Below are 22,282 nucleotides of genomic sequence, written 5' to 3'. Positions count from 1 at the left end.
GGCCTAAAGTCGGTATACAATTAATATGAAAAGTAAAATAAAAAATCATGACTTTGGTTATGATGTATTTAAACAGGATGTTCCTTTTTCTCAGTTAGATGAAGGAGACGTTCTACTTAAACCAGAAAATGATTCTAAACGTAATCATAATTGGTCATTTGTTAGCATGAATGATGATTATATCGAATTGATTGATCAATCTTATGCAAGGTTAGGAAAAGGAATAAGTTTATTAATTCCAATGTTTCCATTATTTTTATTTTTATTTTACTACATTGGTATTCTTTCTTTTCTTGATAATTCTAGTGTAGGAGAGGCTTTTTTTTTCCTTATAGCTGTACTTTTTGTAATAGGACTTCCTTGTGTTGCATTTCTACGTCCTTACTTTAAATATGATCATAAACAACCTATTTGTAAGCCTGTTCTTTTTAATAGAAAAACAGGTAAAGTTTTTTTCTATATTAATGATCAAGAATATATAGAAAAGAAATGGACAGATGTAGTTTATATTATGGGCAGTAGTTTTGGGTTGTCTGGCATTCCATTACGAGAGCTTCGGGCACATATCATCGAAGACGGCATCCTAAAACATACCTTTGTGATTGGCTTTCCAATGATTGGAATATTTCGTACTCAAGGTTTATGGACTTTTATTTGTCATTTTATGATGAAAGGACCAGAGGAGCTTTACCCCAAACCGCATCCTATGTACGGTACCATCGATCCGTTTACCCAACTAACCTATTGTCAAAAGGTCGTGGGTGCAAAAGAAAGTTGGAGAGATACATGGAAATCATTTCGAATCATTTATCATTATAATTGGGTTCCAGCTTTATTTGCTTATCCATTTGATGTGTGTAACTTTGTTGCACGAAGAATTTTATTGCATATCAAACCATTGCCCGTTTGGCATGAAGATGTAGTACGAAAAAACAAAATGGATTTAGAGCGCCCAGAGGAAATCAGCGCAAAAGATAATTTTGAATTTACGATGTTTAAAATGATGGATAAATAAAAAGCCCTTTCGGGCTTTTTATAAAGAACTTAAGGCAACTGCTTAATCGGACTACCACCCAACGCCTGCATTAAAGTCACATAAGCATTATATTGACTCTGCTTGGTTTGAACCAAAGACAGTCGCGCATTACGTGTGGTCTCCTGTGCATCAAGCAAGTTTTTCAACGCAATTGCACCATTACGATAACGCACTTCAGTCAAACGCTCAGTCTTTTCTGCAAGCTGCACATTACGCTCTTGCAAAGCAACTTGTTGACTTAACTCAGTACGATTGGATAGCGCATTTTCCACATCGGCAAAAGCCTGATACAAGGTCTGACGATATTGAATAATAGATTTTTCATAATCTAAATCGCTAATCGCAAGGTCTTTCTTCATATCGTTATATTGCAAGAAAGGTAAGCTTAAACTTGCACCCAAAGCCAAAGCAGGGTTTTGTAATAAATTACTCAAAGAGGTACTACTCGAGCCTAAACTGCCAGTCAAACTAATTGAAGGGTAGTAACTCGCTTTCGTTGCATCTTTATTTGCCAAAGCTTTACGTAATCTTAATTCGCTCGCTTGTAAATCTGGACGGCGAGACAACAACTCGGCTGGTAAACCCGCTGCAATCGTCGGTAATGCAATTCGAGGTAGGCGCTGCGGCTCTGAAATATTCAGTTGTTGCACAGGTTGATGCAATAACACAGCCAATGCAGTACGTGTTTCCACTTTTTGTTGGGCAATTTGGCTTAAGGTCGCTTTTTGACTTTGTACCGACTGTTCCGCTTGGGTTAGATCTAAACCTGAAACGGCGCCGGCTTTATATTGCACTTTGACTAAGTCATAGGTTTTTTGCGTACTGGCTAAGTTTTGCTGCGCAATACTGTAGCGCTCATTTAAATAACCAAGCTGCCAATATAAGTTTGCTGTTGTCGCAATCAAACTTTGGGCAGTGGCTTGCAGGTCTTGTTCAGTTGCTAAAGCTTCCCATTTTGCGGCCTCAGTCTGGCTAGCCAAACGACCAAATAAATCTACTTCATAACTGACGCCACCACTGAGTGATACACCTTTTGATGAGTCATCACCTGAGTTAAGGTCAAAGTTATGTCCAGTAGAGACACTTGAACTCACGCGTGGCCCTTGTTTATTTTCAGCTAAACCTGCTTGTAGTCGAGCTTGCTGTAAATTAATATCTGCAACAGCAAGGTCTGTATTGGCAGCTAAAACTTGATTCACCAACTGGTTTAATTGAGCATCATTAAACAATGTCCACCATTGGTCAGCATAAGTATCTGCATGAACTTGCTGACTCATGGCTTTCGCATTTTGAAATTGCGTCGGGATTTGTGTTGCAGGGGCTTCATAAGGCGTCTTAACCACAGCGGCACAGCCGACTAAGCTACTTCCGAGAATGAAGGCACTTGCAAGTTTACTTAAGGTCATTTGCATCATTATTTCCTTATTCGCGAGAAAGCGCATCGACAGGGTTAAGCTGTGCGGCATTACGTGCAGGAATAAAGCCAAACACAATACCAATCATACTTGAGCAGACAAATGCAGCTACGATAGACGTCGTTGAATAGGCCATTTGGAATGTTCCACCGGCAAAATGACTAATCAATTGTCCAATACCTAAAGATAATAAAACCCCAAGCACCCCGCCTAAGATACATACCAACACCGCCTCAATCAGGAACTGCTGTAAAATGTCACTTTGACGGGCACCCACAGCCATACGTACACCAATTTCTTGAGTACGCTCCGTCACAGAAACCAACATAATGTTCATGACCCCAATACCACCGACGATCAATGAAATCACCGCAATTGCAGAAACTAACAAGGTCATCGTTTGAGTAGTTTGTTGAATGGTTTCACGGATACTATCGGAGTTTTGTGTAAAGACATCTTGCGCGCCATGACGTTGCACTAACAAGTTTAATATGGCGTTTTCAGCAGCAGCACTTGGGTATTCATCTTTCACTCGAACAATAATGCTGCGCACATTCGACTGACCTAGCATACGACTCATGACCGTTGAATAGGGCAAATACACATTCAGGCTATCTGAGTTACCCATCATGCTTTTTTGTTCTTCGATCACGCCAATGATACGGCTTGGCACACTGCCTAATAATATCACTTGACCCACTGGGTTAGTGCCATCGGCAAAGAAGGTATTTTTAGTATTACTATCAATCACCACATCTTGCGCTTGCTCAGTCACACTTTCTTTATCAAAAGGTTGACCCGAAGCGAAGTTCATTCCTTTGACATAGAAGAAATCTTCACTCACGCCATTCACTGTGGTCGACGCTTCTGTGTCTTTAAAACGTGCTGTGACAGATGAATTGACCGAAGGACTAACGCCATCGACATAAGGCTGCTCAGCAAGGGCCGTCGCATCGGCTGGAACCAATGTTTTTACTTGGGAGGATCTGGAATTATCACCAAAGCCTCGACCTTGATACACCGTGATGGTATTGGTCCCCAAGCTGCTGATATTTTCTAAAATCTGCTTTTGTGAACCATTACCCAAGGCCACAACGGATACCACCGAGGCAATACCGATAATAATCCCAAGCATGGTAAGAAAAGTCCGCATACGGTGAGCATTCATGGCAAGGATCGCCATACGGAATGCTTCACCTAAACGGTCAACGGCTGAGCGCCAGCTCGAGGTTTTTTTCTGGGTATTTGGAACGAGTTGTTGCTTTTCTAAAGGTTTATCATCTGTTTCAGGTACATTGGGCTGATCTGAGATGATATTACCGTCAGAAATTTCAATAATTCGAGTCGCATTTTTTGCAACATTATGGTCGTGCGTGACCAAAATAATGGTATGACCTTTGGCATTGAGTTCGCGCAAAATCCGCATCACTTCAATACCACTATTCTTATCTAGTGCACCGGTCGGTTCATCGGCAAGAATAACATCGCCACCATTCATGAGGGCACGCGCAATCGATACACGTTGTTGCTGACCACCCGAGAGTTGGCTCGGACGGTTTTGGGTTTTTTCACCCAGTCCAAGATCGGTTAGTAGTTGCTTGGCACGTGCATTGCGTTCGGTTGCATCTGCACCGGCATAGATTGCGGGAACTTCAACGTTACCTGCAGCATTCAAATCACCGAGTAAGTGATAACGCTGGAAAATAAAGCCAAAATATTCACGGCGCAATTGTGCTAATTCATCAGGTTCAAGCTCACGCGTTTCGCGCCCTTTGACTTTGTAGCTGCCATTTGTGGGTTTATCAAGGCACCCCAAAATGTTCATGAGGGTAGATTTACCAGAACCGGACTGACCTACAATTGCTACCAGTTCACCTGGGTAAATCTCAAGATTCACCCCTTTTAGAATCTGGACTGTGCTTTCACCGGCAGGGAATTCACGCGTCAGATTCTTGACCTCGAGTAGAGGTGTTTGATGTTGACTCATGATTACATTCTCATTGGGCCGCCAGCACCACCACGGTTGCTGCGTTTCGCTGAATCATTAGAGGTATCTGAACCGTCGGCAATCACGACTTTGTCACCTTGTTTTAAGCCACGGATCACTTGTGCGGTCACACGGTTATTTAAACCGAGTAATACCTGTTGTGGTTGAGCTGAACCATCGGCTTGTAGTACACGAACCATCGCAACGCTGGCTTTACCTTGTTTGACCAATGTTTTTTCAGCTTCAGTCAGTTCTAAACGTTTAGGACGGTTTGGAGTGTCTTTGTTCGATCTAGCTTCTGCGCTGGCTTTTTTATCAGCAGATTCACCATTTGCAGATGCATTATTACGGCTACGTTGTGGACGGTTCGAGGTTTGAACGGCTGCGGCAGGTACAGTCAAGACATTCTTGGCTTCATCTAAAATGATATACACCTGAGCGGTCATATCGATACGCAATTTACCGTCTTCATTTGGGACATCAAATAACGCATTGTAGTAAACCGCAGTACTTGAAGACGAAGAGGTGTTGTTGTTACTTTCGGTGTTAATTGAGTTTGGCGCAGGTTCAACTTGGCGCAGGGTAGCATAGTGTTTTGTTTCACTGTCGCCCAAGGTTGTAAAATAAACGTTTTGACCTTCTTGGACTTTCATCACATCTGCTTCAGAAATTTCAGCTTTAATGGTCATGGTGTCGAGTTTTGCCAATTTCACAATGGTTGGCGCACTTTGGTTGGCATTTACGGTTTGACCTTCTTCAGTCACAATCGCCACGATGGTTCCATCCATAGGTGCAACAATTTGTGTATAGCCTAAGTCTTCTTTTGCAGTCGCTAAAGTTAAACGTGATTGTTCGATTTGTGCATTAATGGCTGCAATATCAGCTTGCGCAGTTTTATAACTTGCTAGCGCAGATTCAAGTTCTGCACGACTAGTCGCGTCTTGAGCATACATCGCTTGTTGACGCTTATATTCAGCATCGACTTTGGCTAAATTTGCATTTTTTACTGCCAATTGCGCTTGTTGATTTTTAATACTGGCTTCGGCTGTTTTGAGGTCATTTTCCTGACGCACTGAATCAATTTGGGCAATCAATTGACCTTGTTTTACTTCATCGCCAAGTTGCACATACATTTTTTTTACTTGACCTGAAACCTGCGCTCCTACGCTGACCATTTTAGTTGCTTCAAGCACACCAGTGGCAAGCACTGAGTTTTCAATATCCCCACGGCTGACTTCGGCCGTAATGTACTGAGGTTGCTCTTGTTTTGGTTTGAAAAAATGCCATGCTGTGACAGCGATCGCCAGAGCAGCGATGATGGCTACGATCAATTTTGCTGGTTTTATTTTTGGCATGATTGGCAGTAAAGCGTTAAGAAAGTTATTTGAATTATAAGAGTTAAATACGGATAAATTGTGAATATTTTAGCAAAGAAGTAATGATTATTATTTCCCTTTAGGCTTTCCGATTGATATGAAGGGACTTAGCAGAATCTGTAAACAGACTCATTCTACTGCGTAAAATAATTTTTTAACTGTAACTAAATGCCAATTAAAGTACAAAAAGCATATTTCATGCCTATTTATTTGAATCTAATTTCAAATTAGAAAAAAGTTGAATGAAAATTAAAAAAAGTGGTGCTATAAAGCTTTTTTGTAGCCTATGTTAATGATATTAAAATAAAAATATGCATTGTGTTTGTGCTTTAGTGTGCACAGTTTTTGTTGAGCGTGTGTGATTTTTTGCAATAGTCTTGTTCTAAAAATGCAGCTAAGATCAAAACCCATAAAAAAATTATGGGTTTAATGATAAGTGGTTTTTTTTCATTAAATATACAAAATAAAATAGGAATATAAGTCGGGGTTAGATATGGAATGGAATGAAAAATATAATATCGGCATTGATGTTATTGATAATCAACATCGCCAGATTTTAGATTATATCAATACGTTGGAAGCAATCCTCGTGAATGGCAGTCGAGAGAAAATCAAAGAGGTTTTGGATGATTTGATTGACTATACACAATCGCATTTCAGCTTTGAAGAAAATTTATTGGAACAGGTACATTATCAGTATTTGCCGTCTCATCGTGGGATTCATGAGCATTTTGTGAGGCGACTGAATGAGTATCGAACCAAATTTGAAAATGGTGTTTCGGTTGAACAAGATTTATATCGTTTATTGTCTAAATGGCTGATTAATCACATTCAGCATGATGATCAAGATTATGTAGATTCAGTGCGAGACAATATGCTGCACTATCTGCGCTCGCAGGAACAGAAAAAAGGCAAAAGTTGGTTTGCTCGCTTTTTTAGTTAAGTCAACAGGGACGGAAATAACCTTTTACCGCACATCTGAGCAATGGCTTGCATAATCAGATGTTCGGCATTTTCATGTCCCAAACCTTTAATCGAGGCATCTAAACGTAACAACAGGGCAGGCCACGTCAAAAACTCATTGGCATTTAAACGGCGTAAAGCTTGTTGATACAGCCCGACCTTGGTCTTCCAAATGCCAATTTGTAAGGCATTTTGTGGTTGCTCAAACAGTTGCATCAGCAAGCGCATTTCCTTGCTGATACTCCATAAAATGAGTGACATCGGCTCACCAGAGGCAATTAAGTATTGAAAAATTTTAATTGATTGCGCCAAATTGCCTTGCAGCATTGCATCATTTAAATCATAGGTGGTGTAGCGTGACTGATCTTGTAAGCAAGAGTACAGATGATCAATCTGAATCATTTCAGCTTCAGGAAAAGTATCTGCGACACGCATTAAACTATTTTTTGCAGCCAGTAAATTATGCTCATGATGCTGCTCTAGCCATTGCCAAGCATCATTGGCGAGTTGAATGCCGAGCTTTTGCGCCTCGGTGGCTAAGATTTGCTGACGATCTTTAGGATAGTTTGCAGTCAGTGCAACATTGACTCCATTGGCATCAATGGTTTGGAAGAAACTGGTCTTTAAACTCGCACTGTCTTGCTTCGGCATTACCACGAGCAGCAAGTTGCTTTCATTTTGCTGCAAATAGCTTTTTAACAGTTTTAGCCCATTGGCATCGGGTTTAATGCTGCCATGTGCCTCAATTGCCAGTTGACTGGAAAATAATGACAAGCTATTTAAAGCATTAAAGACATTTTTCCAATCAGCAGCAGAGCTAATGTCATACCGTTGACGCTCGACTTCTCGAGCGTTCCAACTCTTACGAAATGCATCGAGGAGATTTTGTTCGAGTAATGGCTCTTGACCATGTAGCACCCAGGTACCTTGCGCTTCATCTACACGTTTTAATGCCTGAAGATAGTCAAGTTTCATAAATCAAAATTACTCAGCTTTGGTCGGTGCAGTTAGTGGATTTGCTTTCGGTAAGCGGTTTGATGAAATTTGGCGCACGATCTGTTGTGCAATGTCATCAATAATCACTTGTTTTAAATATTTTTCTTCTTGGTCATCAGTGTTCACGGTTGCTACGTCGTATTGGTAGCTACGTGTTGCCATCAATGTACGTGGTTCTGTCACAGGGTTACCTTGAGCATCTTCAATTTGGAACGTCACATTCAGGCGCAGTAAAGTTTCAACCAATTTACCATTGAGTTCTAAACGTCGTGGAGTGTAATCCAACACATGTAAGACATATGCATTTTGATTATTACTCAATTGCACGCCTGCAGAACCTAAATAAATCGCTAACTTTTCATGTAAGTCATCCGTATCTTCAGGAAGTGCCAATCGCATATTGGAATAGGCCACAGGTACAGCAGCAGGGTTGGTGCCTTTTAAATGAAAACCACAACCGACCATGCCTGCGCTCAGGCCCATAGTTAATACAATTGCAGCAACACGTTGAACCAAGTGCATAAAGTGTCCTCTGTTTCCCGAAGGGATAATGTTGAAATCCTGTGTGGATTGTAAAGTCAAAGCCCGTTGACTGGCAACGGGCTTTGTTTGGGAATTGTTTTTTAATCCCTCCCGACCTCCCTTTAAAAAAGGGAGGAGACCCGATTTTTTATTGGGAGCGGGAAGTCCCCCTTTTGTAAAGGGGGATTTAGGGGGATTAAATTAAACCACCAAATTCACTAATTTATTCGGCACCACAATTTCTTTCTTGGTTGGACCAGTCAAGAATTGTTGAACTTCAGGTAATGCTTTTGCTTGTGCCAGAATGTCATCTTTAGAGGCCTCGACAGATACTTCTAATTTGCCACGAAGCTTACCGTTCACTTGCACTACAATCGTTTGTGTATTGCGAGTCAGCGCAGATTCATCTACAGCAGGGAAGCGTGCTGATGTTAATTCGATACCAAACTCAGCCAATAAGGTTTGGCTTAAATGTGGCGCAAAAGGAGCAAGTAAAGTTAGAAGGGTAATGATTGATTCACGTGCAACGGCAACGTCATTGTCATCTTTGGCTTCAAACTTATTGTTTGCATTCAAAAGTTCCATCATCGCAGCAATGGCGGTGTTGAAGGCATGACGACGTGCAATGTCATCACCCACTTTTTGAATGGTTTCGTGTGTTTTACGACGCAAGTCTTGTGCAGCGGTAGATAGTGTCGCTTTGTCGATGTTTGCAGCAGAGTTGCCTTGTTCAAGGAAACCAGATGCTAGGCGCCATACACGTTTTAAGAAACGGTTTGCACCTTCAACACCTGCGTCAGACCATTCAAGTGATTGATCTGGTGGTGCAGCAAACATCATGAATACACGTGCAGTATCTGCGCCGTATTGGTCAATAATGGCTTGCGGGTCGATACCGTTATTTTTCGATTTCGACATTTTTTCTTGACCGCCAACCACGACGTCTTGACCATCACCTTGATATTTCGCAGAAATGATACGACCTTTTTCATCACGTTCTAAATCGATGTCAGCAGGGTTAAACCAAGTTTTCTTACCTGACTCTGATTCACGGTAGTAAGTATCCGCAAGAACCATACCTTGAGTAAGCAAGTTGGTGAATGGCTCGTTCCCTTGTACCACACCTTCATCACGCATCAATTTGTGGAAGAAGCGTGCATAAAGTAAATGAAGAATTGCGTGTTCAACACCACCGATGTATTGGTTCACAGGTAACCAAGTTTGACCCGCTTCAGGTTTTACCATACCGTCAGTGAAATCTGGAGATGCATAGCGTGCATAGTACCAAGATGATTCTACAAAGGTATCCAAAGTATCTGTTTCACGACGAGCATCGCCACCACAGCATGGGCAAGTGGTTTCATAGAACTCAGGCATTTTGTTGAGTGGATTGCCTGAACCGTCTGGAACCACGTCCGTTGGCAATACAACTGGAAGTTGTTCTTCAGGTACTGGAACCTGACCACATTTTTCACAGTTGATCATAGGAATTGGACAACCCCAATAACGCTGACGAGAAACACCCCAGTCACGTAAACGGAATTGAACTTTCGAGTTGGCAAGTCCAGTCGGTTCTAATTTTGCAAGGAATGCATCATATGCACCTTGTAAATCTAAACCATCAAATTCGCCTGAATTCACCAGTTTGCCTTCTTTAGAACCGTACCATTCTTGCCAAGTTGTTGCGTCAAAGTCTGCATCGTCTGTACCTTTGGCATCAATCACTTGCTTGATGGTTAAGCCATATTTGTTGGCAAACTCGAAGTCACGTTCATCGTGTGAAGGCACTGCCATCACCGCACCTGAACCGTAAGACATCAAGACGTAGTTCGCGATCCAAACAGGAACTTCTTCACCTGTAACTGGGTGCTTCACAGAAAGACCAGTTGCCATGCCTTTCTTTTCAGCCGTCGCAAGATCGGCTTCTGCAACAGAACCCATACGGCATTCTTCAATAAATGCAGCAAGTTCAGGGTTTGTTTCAGCAGCTTTTAACGCCATTGGGTGTTCTGCTGCAACTGCAACATAAGTCACACCCATGAGTGTGTCAGCACGAGTGGTAAATACAGTTAAACCATCTGCATAAACGTCTGGATTCGCTGAAGGGAAGGTGATTTCCATCCCTTGAGAGCGACCAATCCAGTTACGTTGCATGGTAAGAACTTGCTGTGGCCAGCCGTCTTTTAATGTTTCTAAATCGTCAAGTAATTCTTGCGCATAGTCAGTGATGCGGAAGTAGTACATTGGAATATCACGTTTTTCGACCAATGCACCAGAACGCCAGCCACGACCATTTTCAACTTGTTCGTTTGCTAAAACAGTTTGGTCTACTGGGTCCCAGTTCACTGTTGAAAGCTTACGGTAAATTAAACCTTTTTTATAAAGCTGTACGAATAACCATTGTTCCCAACGGTAATATTCAGGTGTGCAAGTTGCAAATTCACGATCCCAATCTACAGAAAGACCTAACTTTTTAAGCTGATTACGCATGTAATCAATGTTTTCAAAAGTCCATTTTGCAGGAGCGACTTGATGGGCAATCGCCGCATTTTCAGCAGGTAGGCCGAAAGCATCCCAACCCATGGGTTGTAGCACAGTTTCACCTTGTAAACGGTGGAAACGGCTGATCACGTCACCAATCGTATAGTTACGCACATGACCCATATGCAGTTTGCCACTTGGATAAGGGAACATAGAGAGGATATAACGACGTGGTCCTTCTACTTGGTCGGCAACTTTAAAGGCTTTGCGATTTTCCCAGTCTTGTTGGACTGTAGGTTCAATCGCACTGGCTTGATATTCAGGGTCAATGTGAGTAGTCATAAACGTAAATAGAAATAACGGTTAAAAAGTTTGTGCTACAGCATAGCGCAAAATACGCCTAGAGTGAATTTTGCGATGCTGTGTAGATGTAAATAATTTAAGTCAAAATTGAAGGCTTTGGCGTAAATTATTGTGGTGCGGCAGCTACCGCTTGAGCTTGGCGGAGCGCTGCATTGGCTTCGCGTTGTTGTTCCGCTAGTTGCTCATTTTGTTCATTCGACTGTTCGGCTTCACGTGAAACCTCTTCTTGGTTTTTTGCTGGAGTTGATTGCGTAGTCGTTGTTGCACCATAGGTATTTACTTTACCTTTGCGCTGCGCATTTTTTGGCGGTGGCGTGGTGGTGTAATGCGTTGAACCTTTAGCGTCCACCCATTTGTAATATTCTTTCGCTGAAAGGTCCAAACTGGTCAGGCAAAATGCCATGCTAGATAAAATACATGCAGTTCGTACAATCGTCGTCTTCATCATAAATTCAGTCCCATAGTTAGAGTGATCATGCAAAATTATGCTGAAAATTTTGCGCTTTTTTGACAGTAGAATCTATGCATTTTTTAGCACAAAGGATAAAAGGGACATCGTGTGGGATGAATAACTTTGTGAATGATGAATTGGGGGATTTATAAGCAATAAAAATATTGGATTCTTATCATTTAACCTATGCAGCAACTTCAATGTAAGGCAATTGAATTAAAAACATACATCCATTCATTTAATTTATTTATTAGATTTATAAAAGTATTTTATTAAATACATGCTAACTGGTTATAAATAAACAAACTACAAAGAATGCAAAGAACGGGAGTGTGCTTAAAAAACAAACGGTCTGTAAGTAATCAGAAAAAAGCCGATTTTTAAACTTGACTTTAATGGTTGAAACTACAAAAATGCTGTCTTTAGTTTTATATGCCTTAGATCGATCACCCTTCGAATGAGTGCATTTTAGCAATGGACTTCTTCTCTAGCCGAGACGTTGAACAAAGCCAACAAAATATGTTTATCCCAACATGTTTTAGACCCCATATTGCTCAAACAGCAAGCAGGTCAGATTTTTTTCTTATTGCTATGAAAACTATGAAATTTGTGTGCTATAACAGAGCACACAGTTAATGAATTAACCACGACAAATGCCCTCCATTTGTGCGTGAAAAAAGATTAGGGTGAATCACGTTGGAACTTTTATCTGGTGGTGAAATGCTCGTACGCGCTTTAGCGGACGAAGGCGTTGAACATGTTTTTGGATACCCAGGCGGCGCAGTACTGCATATTTATGATGCGCTATTTCAACAAGAAAAAATCAATCATTACCTAGTGCGCCACGAGCAAGCTGCTGGTCATATGGCTGATGCTTACTCACGTGTCACAGGTAAAACAGGTGTCGTACTGGTGACATCTGGTCCGGGTGCAACAAATACCGTAACTCCAATTGCAACTGCCTATATGGACTCAATCCCAATGGTGATTTTGTCAGGTCAGGTTGCAAGCCATCTTATCGGTGAGGATGCGTTCCAAGAAACGGATATGGTTGGTATTTCGCGCCCAATCGTAAAACACAGCTTCCAAGTACGTCATGCAAGCGAAATCCCTTCGATTATTAAGAAGGCATTTTATATCGCTTCAAGTGGTCGTCCGGGTCCTGTTGTCGTTGATATTCCAAAAGATGCAACGAATCCTGCAGAGAAATTTGCTTACGAATATCCTGAAAAAGTGAAAATGCGTTCGTATCAACCGCCGCATCGTGGTCACTCAGGTCAAATTCGTAAAGCAATTGATGAATTGATTCATGCTAAACGCCCAATTATTTATTCAGGCGGCGGTGTGGTTCAAGGCAATGCTTCTGCACAGTTGACAGAACTTGCACATTTACTGGGTTATCCAGTAACCAGTACCTTAATGGGTCTTGGTGCGTATCCGGGCAATGATGAACAATTCATCGGCATGTTGGGTATGCATGGTACTTACGAAGCCAATATGACGATGCACAATGCAGATGTGATTCTGTGTGTGGGCGCGCGCTTCGATGACCGTGTAACCAATAATCCAGCGAAATTCTGTCCAAATGCCAAAGTCATTCATATTGATATAGACCCAGCAACGATTTCAAAAACAATTATGGCGCACATCCCAATTGTGGGTGCAGTAGAGCCTGTATTGACTGAAATGTTGGCTCAATTAAAGCAATTGAATGTGTCTAAACCAAATCCAGAAGATATCGCGGCTTGGTGGAAACAAATCAATGAATGGCGTCAAGTTCATGGTTTGAACTATGATAAACCAACTGATGGTTCAATGAAGCCACAGCAAGTTGTTGAAGCGTTGGATAAAATTACCAATAGCCAAGCCATCATTACTTCAGACGTTGGTCAACACCAAATGTTTGGTGCGCTTTACTACAAATACACACGTCCACGTCAATGGATCAACTCAGGTGGTCTAGGAACCATGGGTGTAGGTTTGCCATATGCTATGGCAGCAAAACTTGCCTTCCCAGATCAACAAGTAGTGTGTATTACTGGCGAAGCATCGATTCAGATGTGTATCCAAGAACTTTCTACATGTAAGCAATATGGCTTGAATGTAAAAATTCTATGCTTGAATAACCGTGCATTAGGTATGGTTAAGCAATGGCAAGACATGAACTACGAAGGTCGTCACTCAAGTTCTTATGTTGAGTCACTTCCTGACTTCCCTAAATTAATGGAAGCGTATGGGCATGTGGGTATTCAAATTGATCATGCAGATGAACTCGAATCGAAGCTTGCTGAAGCAATGGCGATCAATGACAAGTGCGTGTTTATTAACGTGATGGTTGATCGTTCAGAGCATGTATATCCAATGTTGGTTGCTGGCCAGTCAATGAAAGATATGTGGTTAGGCAAAGGAGAGCGCACACAATGAGACATATTATCTCTGTACTTGTAGAAAACGAAGCAGGTGCGCTTTCACGTTTGGTAGGTTTATTCTCTCAGCGTGGTTATAACATTGAGACATTAAACGTAGCGCCAACAGAAGATCCGACACTTTCGCGTTTGACTTTAACCACGTATGGTGATGAGCACAAAATTGAACAAATCACTAAGCAGCTCAACAAGCTTGTAGAAGTTGTAAAAGTTGTTGATTTGTCTGAAGGTGCTCATATTGAACGTGAATTGATGTTAATTAAAGTCAAAGCACTCGGTTCAGCACGTGCCGAAATTAAACGTACTGCGGATATTTTCCGTGGACAAATCGTAGACGTAACGCCAACGACATATACCATTCAAATCGCAGGTACAACTGAAAAGATAGATGGTTTTATTGATGCCTTAGCTGAAAATACAATTCTAGAAGTTGTACGTTCAGGTGTTTCAGGTATCGCACGTGGCGAAAAAGTTTTAACTATCTAATTTTATATATTCACCTCACTCCTATGGGTGAGGTACTTGAAACGTGAATAATCAAACAGAATCACGGTATCAAGTTAAAGGAAACGAAAGCATTTTAGCGGAGACAGCAATGCAAATTTTTTACGATAAAGACACAGACTTATCTATCATCCAAGGCAAAAAAGTAGCAATCATTGGTTATGGTTCACAAGGCCATGCTCATGCGCTTAACCTTAAAGATTCAGGCGTTGACGTAACTGTAGGTCTACGCGCTGGTTCTACTTCTTGGAAAAAAGCTGAAAATGCTGGTCTTAAAGTTTCAGAAGTTCCTGCTGCTGTAGCTCAAGCTGACTTAGTTATGATTTTGACTCCAGATGAGTTCCAATCACAACTTTACCGTGACGTAATTGAGCCAAACATCAAGCAAGGTGCAACGCTAGCATTTGCTCATGGTTTCTCTGTTCTTTATAACCAAGTTGTTCCACGTGCTGACCTTGACGTAATCATGGTTGCTCCAAAAGCGCCTGGTCATACTGTACGTTCAGAATTCCAACGTGGTTCAGGTGTACCTGATCTTATCGCTGTTCACCAAGATGCTTCTGGTAATGCACGTAACGTTGCGCTTTCTTACGCTTCAGGTGTTGGTGGTGGCCGTACTGGTATTATCGAAACTTCATTCCGTGAAGAAACTGAAACTGACCTTTTCGGTGAGCAAGCAGTCCTTTGTGGTGGTGCTGTTGAATTGGTTAAAATGGGCTTCGAAACTCTTGTTGAAGCTGGTTATGCACCAGAAATGGCTTACTTCGAATGTTTACACGAACTTAAATTGATCGTTGACTTAATGTTCGAAGGCGGTATCGCGGACATGAACTACTCGGTATCAAACAATGCTGAATATGGCGAATACGTAACTGGTGTTGAAGTGATTAACGAACAGTCTCGTGAAGCAATGCGTAATGCGCTTAAACGTATTCAATCTGGTGAATACGCGAAGATGTTCATCCAAGAAGGTGCGTTGAACTACCCATCTATGACTGCTCGTCGTCGTCAAAACGCGGCGCATGGTATCGAAGTAACTGGTAACAAGTTACGTGCGATGATGCCTTGGATCCAAGCGAACAAAATCGTTGATAAAGAGAAAAACTAATTTCTTGAATCCATTGATTTGAATACGAAAACCCACTCATTTTGAGTGGGTTTTTTAATATCTAAAGTTACGTGCCTTAAAAATAGAAAAGCATGCTTTTCTATTTTTACGTACCTTGGATCCAAGCGAACAAAATCGTTGATAAAGAAAAGAACTAAGTTCTGATTTCTAAGTCAAAAAGCCCCAGAATTTAACAGGGGCTTTTTTTTCCTCATAGAAGAGAAAATCAAGGCTGCGTGCCTCAAATGAGGTAAGCGATGCTTACATCATTTTCTTGTCTTAGATCTAAGCGGACAAAATCATAAGTGTATATATCATCAATATTAGTCCACTAATTTCAATTAAGAGTAGTCCAGTAATTTCAATTCAGTGTGATCCATTAGGTTCACAAAAAAAGCGAGATTCTAAAAATTCTCGCTTTAATGTTAGTTTTGAAGCAGCTTTAATGATTTTAAAAACAAAATCTCTAGGTTTTTCAAATTTAGAAGATTTTAATGACCCATTTGAATGCACTGGTTTTGGTTTTTATGATTTGGATATACCGACATCCTTAGCAATAGAGGCATTCCGTAATCAGTTTTCTAGAAAGTATGTGATTTAAAGTTTGACTAGAACCACTTTAAATCCACTAATGTGGTCACATTATGGGGATAGTTACAAAGGTGTTGTAATCGGAATTGACACATGCAAAGCAGGTTTTGAAGATGGTGATCAATTTATTATTCCTTCAACAAAAGGGGAGTTGAGATATTTAAAAACAGCGCCGAAGCAGGCCAATGTGGCAAGTGTTGAAAAATTAATGTCGGTAGGAAATTCAAATATTTTAAATTGGGATAATGAAGAAGTTTTAATAAAGCATGGTTTGCTTTATAAAATGCAGGAATGGGTATACAAAGAGGAAGTACGTATTGTAAAAAATATTAGCGATGCTCAATTCGGGTATCACTTTTCTACAAAAACACATGCATATATCAATGACCAACTTTGGCAAAGAGTCCAATTGCAAACGCGTCCAATTTATACGTTAAAATTGCCTGAAGAAGCCTTTGTTGAAGTATATGTTGGGAAAAATGCATATATTGATCTTAGAAGAAAGCAAGAGCTTGTGAAGCCAGTAATTGATCATAAGGTAGATCAGTTTTAATTACTGAAAGATCTAAGTATTGAATCTAATATTGGTTTGAAATGCGTTTCATTAGATTTGGAAACATGGTCTTTAAAAGCGAATCAAATTTAATTTGATGGTTTTGAGTCATGGGTGGTTTCAAAACTCCTATATTTGTGTCAGCTGATTTGAATTTAGGTTGTGATAGAGTAGGCATTATTCATGCTGCATGGAGTGTGTAATTGCAATGAAAATATCAAAATTCTCTCTTTTACTCGCTCTTTGTCTACCAGTGGTGAGTTTTGCACAAGATGCTGAGATAGCACAACCTGAGTTAAAGCCTTTACCTGATGTTCGAATCTCAATGCAGCGGATGCTTCGCTCAACTGAAGGACGCTATTTCTTAGATCTATATGCTGGTATATGGAATCCGCATGGGACTTTAACTGATCTACAAGAACCAAAACAAATTAACTTTAAAGGGACTCAAAAAGCTGATTTTATAGATCTGAATTCAGTCCATGTTGGAACTGAACAAAGTGCGGCAACTGCTTATCGATTGTCAGGAACCTTGAATGCAAATACAGGCTCGTTTAAAGCAGAACTGACTGAACAAACGGTACCAGCATCTACAAGTTATTTACAGTTTGAACCTGCGTTTAAAGCTGTAGATAAACCTATCCTGCTGTTTAAGTTTTATGGAGTGCAATCCGCAGACCAACCTTATGGGAAGTCTCTAAAACGCGTAGATGTGATTAATAAATCGAATGGCAAAGTACTACAGTCATTACAAGGCTTTAATGCTTTTGGGAATAGTATGGGATTCTTAGATGTAAACTTTGATGGATACTATGATGTTGTACTCTCAGACACTTCTGATGGTCGAAAAATAGAAGATAAGCGATTTATTTATTGGATGTACAATCCTAAAACGAAGAATTTTCAACGCTCACCACAATTGGAGAAAATTGCTGGATTCCCAAAATTAAAAGGAGAGTTGCAGCAGATCGACTTTGGATCAGGTCAAATCTTTCGAGTCGATCAAGGATTGCTTTATCCAGTCAGTGAGTAAATTAAATTTTTTAAAAAGCCCCATAACTTGGGGCTTTTTTTATTTATAGAATTTTCTAAAGAAGAATGTAGGCAGTTTTAAAAGAGGTAGTCAGTATTTTGAATAAAAAATCAAAGTAAAAAGTGCGCTGAAAGAGAGGGATTGAATTTCAATATATGTGATAATTCACGTAATAAATGAGATTATAAAAATTTGAAAAACAAAAACTGAAATTTCAAGAAAGAAAATATGATTTACAAAAGCTTAACATTGGAAACTAAGACATGTTTCAAAACCTGTAATTTAATACAAAGGCTCAGTATTTGGTGACGTAATTCTTGTATTGCGTTTCAAAAGACATACCTGAAAGTAGTGATTATATATTTAAGATTCTATTTAAAATTTAAATTTAATCGGTCTTCACTATTAATATAGTTGAATATTCACGTAGTATTGTTTTGTTTGAAAATTATTTTGAACTATTTCACAAATATTTGGTGAAATATGTAACAGCCTATATTATTTTTAATGTTACTAAATTTAATAAAAACAATAAGATATAATATACCAAAAAATAGGGATATGAAAAAAATCCCCAAAATTTGGGATAAAGAGAAAAATTAAATGAAAATATAAAAATTAAAAATATTTAATATATTACAAACACATAATTTAAATATTTGTAAAAAATAATATTACATGATTATTCGTGTGAAATTTCTATATTAGGTTCTTTTTTTCTCAATATGATTAAGAATGAATCAGCACCTAGGGAAAGTAAGATTAATTAGTTTTTCTTAATAAATATCCTTTGATGCACATACTAATAAATCTCATATGAGAATGGAGAAGTGAAATGACTACATCTAAAATTTTAACCGCAATACTATCTGCAACATTGTTCGTAGCACTTCCAGCAACATCTGCAATCGCTGGTGGTAAAAAAGAATCTAAACAATGTGGCGGTGCGCCGTGTGAAGGCGAAATCGACATCGAGTTACAGATTCTTAAAGCATGTGAGCTTTTGGTAGGTAAAGACATCAAACTCGTTGAAGACAGTTATACGGGTGCTAGTGGCTTTACAGTTACAACGAACACTCCATATACATTAAATCTATCTACGCTAAACGCGGGTTCAAGTGCAGATACTTTTGTAAAACATGAAACCACTAGTGATAAAGTATTTACAAAAATCACGACTTCAAAAGGTGGTGTGAATTATCCAATCGGTTCTACACCTGTAGCTGGTATGAGCGTTGATAACTTTGCTGTATCTGTAGCTCCAAAAAATACAATTTCAGGTACTCAACGTGCTGGTACATACAAAGATACTTTATATATCAAAGTAGCTTACTAATCCAAATTTCGGGAGTTGATTCTACACAGTTAGGGTCAACTTCTTTTTATTTTGAATTGATAATAATATTTAAATGTACTGGGGTGGGTATATGAAAAGTTTATTCAAAGTCGTTTCATTTAGTTTAATAACTTGCTTATTGAGTCCTCAAATATTTGCAGGAATTTCAATTAGCCCTGTGCAGTTATATTTAACCGATAAATCTAAACAACGCAGTGCGACATTTACTTTGGAATCGAAAGGGGATGATGAGACACCACGTATTTTTGAAGCTCAAGCATTTAAATGGACTCAAAATGCTGCAGGTGAAGATATTCTTTCACCTGAATCCAATATTATTATCAATCCGAAAAATTTCATTCTAAAACCAAACTCAAAACAAATGGTTCGTGTGGGTTTTACTCAATCTGTAGAGAGTATGAATCTACAACAAGAAGAAGCATGGCGTATTATTTATACTGAGCTACCTCAAGTGACGAACTCTGAATCGAAAATTGCACTGTTATTAAGTATTAATGTGCCATTTTTTGTCGGCAAACAAGAACCCGCTTATTTAAAATTTATTGCCAAAAAAATGAATGGTCGCACCATTATTCAGGTTGAAAATTTAGCAAAATCACACATTCAAATCCAAAAACTTTATGTCATCGATAAAAGCAAGAAAACAGTCGCTGAATCTTCCGATATGAAATATTTATTGGCATTAGGTAAAAACCAATACGACATCGGGAATGTTTCTTTACAAGGCGCTAGTAATTATAAAGTCGTTGTGGAAACAGATAAAGGTGACACTCCTTTGGAGTTTAATTTAGTTGAGTAGTGGCTATGAACAGAATTACATTGCTTCTATATTGTATTTTATGTGCTAATTCTGCTCATGCAGAAGCCGTTGATATGCCTGATGATTTATTTCCAACCAGTATTTGGGTAAACGAAGTAGACCGCAAGAGCGAAGTATTATTACTGATTGAAAATAACAAGTTTTATATAGAGTGCGCAGATCTTGATAAGCTGCAAATCAAAGTAGAAATTCTGAAACGACATGCAACTAAAAATTCATTTTGTTTGGTAACGGATCAAGATATTCAGTCTGGATTTGATCCTCAATTGCAAGCCGTCAAAATTAATCTTCCATCAAAATATTTCTTTGGGCTAGAAACTGATACCTTAATCAGCCAGCCGATGCCTGCAAATTTTGGTGCATTTCTTAATTATGAAATGCATTTTGAAAATAATACTCAACATAATAATTTTGGTGTGCTACCTGAACTGGGCGTGTTTAAAGACAATTGGATTTTAAGAAATAATGCCTTTTATCGAAATAATAAAGGTGATGATTATCGTGAAGAAAAATTCGTCAGGTTAAATAGTAGTCTTGAGTTTGATTTTTCTAAAAGTGCGACCAAACTGGTTATTGGTGATACGACCTCTGCATATAGTGCATTAATTCATGGTGTGCGATTTGGTGGTTTGAGTTTTGGTACAGACTATACGTCACGCCCAGATTTTGTGTATTGGAATATTCCAAGTTTAAAAGGCAGTGCGGTTTTACCTTCGACTGTTGATTTATATATTGATGGCGTAAATATTTATCAGAAAAAGATTTCACCTGGAGATTATAACTTACAAACAGGTGCCAATATTGAAAGTGCCGGTACAGCGCAAATGGTTGTACAAGATGTATTGGGGAATACCACTGTTCGAAGCTTCCCGGTATTAATTAGTAGTAAATTGCTTAAAGAAGATTTAAATGATTACAACATATCATTAGGGAAACTACGCTTCAGTTATGACGAAGAAAATAGCGATTATCGCGATTTTTTCAGTTCAGCCTATTGGCGTAGAGGTGTTACCAGTCGTACCACTTTAGGTGCAAGTGCTACCTATAGTGACAAAGTAAAAAATGCAGGACTGCTATGGACGCAAGCGGTCAATCGATGGTTTGTTTTAGACAGTATTTTTTTAGGCAGTAAAACCGATGACGACGATGGCTATTCTGCAGGTTTGGCTATCAGTCGTAATTTCGGGAAACTCAATTTTGGTGTGAGTTCACGCTATGCTACAAATGATTATCGGGCATTGGGTTATGAAGATAATCATATTTTTCCAAAATTTGAAAATATGGCGTATTTGAGTTTTGCTAATTTTCCATTCTTTCAAAATTTAAACCTGAACTATATCGAACAAACCCAGTATGAATCTAATGATCCTTTATTTGAATTAGAGGATCGCAAAATGCTCACTGTAGGTGTGAGCCGCGAAATTACACCGAATTTAATGTATACCGCCAACTACTTCCAAGAATTTGGTGATAGCGATGACTCAGGTGCCTTTATTACATTTTCTTATAATTTTGGTGGTGGTAAACGTATTCAGGCTGATGCAGGTACCAATAAATCCGGCGGTGTACGTTTCATCCAAAATGCATTTGGTGAATATGGTGCAAATTATGCGCTCGGTGTGGATTATCGTAATGATGAAACGGTATTAAATGCCTATGGTGGTTTGTCCACTAATGTTGGTGATTTAACCTTGAGTCATCTCTATAGTGAAAATGATTCAACAACACAGGTTGGCTACCGTGGCGCTATGGTGTGGTTGGGTGGTCAATACGCATTGACCAGTTTTGTCGATAATGCTTTTGCTTTAGTGAATGTTGGTGGTCGTGAAGATATTGATGTCATGCGATCAATGTCTCCAGTCGCGAAAACCAATAAAAAAGGCTATGCCTTTGTACACGATATCGTTCCTTATATTAATTACGATATTTCATTCGATGAAAACCAATTGCCGATCGAAAGCAAAGTTCCGAATGCTGCACATCGTTTAGTCGCATTAAGACAGCGTGGTTATAACATTAATTTTTCAGTATTTGATACACAACAAATATTGGTCAAAATATTGGATGAACAAGGTCATCAATTTGTGGCAGGAAGTGAAGTTGCAATTGATACCCCAGAAGCTGATGTTTATCCAGTGGGTTCAGATGGCACGGTAATGTTATATGGTTTGGTTGAAGGCTACTACAAGTTGACGGTGAGGACCAGTGGTGGTCGATCTTGCCAAACAGCGTTAACAGTGCCGAAAAAGGTAGAAAACCAAACTCCTGAATTAATTACATTGCAGTGTAAATAAAGGAGT

18 protein-coding genes are annotated in these 22,282 nt (G+C 39.4%); 11 read left to right on the top strand and 7 right to left on the bottom strand.

What is annotated here, in order from left to right; genetic code table 11:
* The first annotated feature begins 25 nt into the window (after positions 1–25).
* Positions 26–1,015 carry a hypothetical protein gene (locus tag FTT76_RS03265; protein WP_078192680.1) on the top strand — a complete coding sequence of 330 codons (990 nt, stop codon included), beginning with the start codon at positions 26–28 and terminating at the stop codon, positions 1,013–1,015.
* Positions 1,016–1,044: 29 nt separating this feature from the next.
* Here FTT76_RS03265 and FTT76_RS03260 read toward each other — a convergent pair whose 3' ends face one another.
* From FTT76_RS03260 to FTT76_RS03250, 3 genes are read right to left on the bottom strand one after another with little or no spacing between them, the layout of a single operon-like run.
* A complete protein-coding gene (locus FTT76_RS03260; protein WP_180190033.1) occupies positions 1,045–2,448 on the bottom strand; it encodes an efflux transporter outer membrane subunit in 1,404 nt (467 codons plus the stop codon).
* 10 nt (positions 2,449–2,458) lie between these two features.
* Positions 2,459–4,438: a MacB family efflux pump subunit gene (locus FTT76_RS03255; RefSeq protein ID WP_078192678.1), complete on the bottom strand. Its 1,980-nt coding sequence runs from the start codon at positions 4,436–4,438 to the stop codon at positions 2,459–2,461.
* Positions 4,439–4,440: 2 nt separating this feature from the next.
* Entirely contained in the window at positions 4,441–5,793 is a 1,353-nt protein-coding gene (locus FTT76_RS03250) for a MacA family efflux pump subunit (RefSeq protein ID WP_180190032.1), read from the bottom strand.
* Between the two features lie 514 nt (positions 5,794–6,307).
* On the opposite strand from FTT76_RS03250, the gene FTT76_RS03245 reads away from it, so the two are divergent.
* Positions 6,308–6,757 (top strand): bacteriohemerythrin, encoded by a 450-nt coding sequence (locus FTT76_RS03245; protein WP_180007206.1) that lies wholly within the window; start codon positions 6,308–6,310, stop codon positions 6,755–6,757.
* On the opposite strand, the gene holA is transcribed toward FTT76_RS03245, so the two are convergent.
* The 4 genes from holA to FTT76_RS03225 form a co-directional block, all read right to left on the bottom strand.
* Complete coding sequence (gene holA / locus FTT76_RS03240; protein ID WP_180111778.1) at positions 6,754–7,752, bottom strand: DNA polymerase III subunit delta; 999 nt, start codon at positions 7,750–7,752, stop codon at positions 6,754–6,756. The genes FTT76_RS03245 and holA overlap by 4 nt on opposite strands.
* A 9-nt stretch (positions 7,753–7,761) precedes the next feature.
* A complete protein-coding gene (lptE, locus tag FTT76_RS03235) occupies positions 7,762–8,295 on the bottom strand; it encodes an LPS assembly lipoprotein LptE (RefSeq protein WP_078192675.1) in 534 nt (177 codons plus the stop codon).
* Positions 8,296–8,496: 201 nt separating this feature from the next.
* Entirely contained in the window at positions 8,497–11,118 is a 2,622-nt protein-coding gene (leuS, locus tag FTT76_RS03230) for a leucine--tRNA ligase (RefSeq protein ID WP_180190031.1), read from the bottom strand.
* Between the two features lie 127 nt (positions 11,119–11,245).
* Positions 11,246–11,587 carry a DUF4124 domain-containing protein gene (locus FTT76_RS03225; RefSeq protein WP_180012081.1) on the bottom strand — a complete coding sequence of 114 codons (342 nt, stop codon included), beginning with the start codon at positions 11,585–11,587 and terminating at the stop codon, positions 11,246–11,248.
* A gap of 699 nt (positions 11,588–12,286) precedes the next feature.
* Between FTT76_RS03225 and FTT76_RS03220 the strand changes: the two genes are divergently transcribed.
* From FTT76_RS03220 to FTT76_RS03180, 9 genes are all read left to right on the top strand, one after another.
* The gene (locus tag FTT76_RS03220) at positions 12,287–14,014 is read left to right on the top strand and encodes an acetolactate synthase 3 large subunit (protein WP_168378448.1); all 1,728 of its coding nucleotides are present in this window, start codon (positions 12,287–12,289) and stop codon (positions 14,012–14,014) included.
* Positions 14,011–14,502, top strand: a complete 492-nt coding sequence (ilvN, locus tag FTT76_RS03215; RefSeq protein WP_078189625.1) for an acetolactate synthase small subunit — start codon at positions 14,011–14,013, stop codon at positions 14,500–14,502. The genes FTT76_RS03220 and ilvN overlap by 4 nt, the downstream gene beginning before the upstream one ends.
* A gap of 109 nt (positions 14,503–14,611) precedes the next feature.
* The gene (gene ilvC / locus FTT76_RS03210; protein ID WP_078192867.1) at positions 14,612–15,628 is read left to right on the top strand and encodes a ketol-acid reductoisomerase; all 1,017 of its coding nucleotides are present in this window, start codon (positions 14,612–14,614) and stop codon (positions 15,626–15,628) included.
* A 445-nt stretch (positions 15,629–16,073) separates the two neighbouring features.
* A complete protein-coding gene (locus FTT76_RS03205; RefSeq protein ID WP_180190030.1) occupies positions 16,074–16,229 on the top strand; it encodes a hypothetical protein in 156 nt (51 codons plus the stop codon).
* 3 nt (positions 16,230–16,232) lie between these two features.
* Positions 16,233–16,772, top strand: a complete 540-nt coding sequence (locus FTT76_RS03200) for a DUF2971 domain-containing protein (protein WP_180190029.1) — start codon at positions 16,233–16,235, stop codon at positions 16,770–16,772.
* A 208-nt stretch (positions 16,773–16,980) separates the two neighbouring features.
* The gene (locus tag FTT76_RS03195; RefSeq protein WP_257235015.1) at positions 16,981–17,805 is read left to right on the top strand and encodes a hypothetical protein; all 825 of its coding nucleotides are present in this window, start codon (positions 16,981–16,983) and stop codon (positions 17,803–17,805) included.
* Positions 17,806–18,640: 835 nt separating this feature from the next.
* A complete protein-coding gene (locus FTT76_RS03190; protein ID WP_180089882.1) occupies positions 18,641–19,141 on the top strand; it encodes a hypothetical protein in 501 nt (166 codons plus the stop codon).
* 91 nt (positions 19,142–19,232) lie between these two features.
* On the top strand, positions 19,233–19,961 hold the full coding sequence (locus FTT76_RS03185; RefSeq protein WP_180084669.1) for a molecular chaperone: 729 nt from the start codon (positions 19,233–19,235) through the stop codon (positions 19,959–19,961).
* Between the two features lie 5 nt (positions 19,962–19,966).
* Positions 19,967–22,276 carry a fimbria/pilus outer membrane usher protein gene (locus FTT76_RS03180; RefSeq protein WP_180190027.1) on the top strand — a complete coding sequence of 770 codons (2,310 nt, stop codon included), beginning with the start codon at positions 19,967–19,969 and terminating at the stop codon, positions 22,274–22,276.
* Positions 22,277–22,282: the final 6 nt, after the last annotated feature.

The sequence above is a fragment of the Acinetobacter sp. YH01009 genome, assembly GCF_013420765.1.
Taxonomy (GTDB): domain Bacteria; phylum Pseudomonadota; class Gammaproteobacteria; order Pseudomonadales; family Moraxellaceae; genus Acinetobacter; species Acinetobacter amyesii.
The sequence above is the reverse complement of the archived record's forward strand: the minus strand, read 5'-3'. Positions and strand labels throughout refer to the sequence as shown.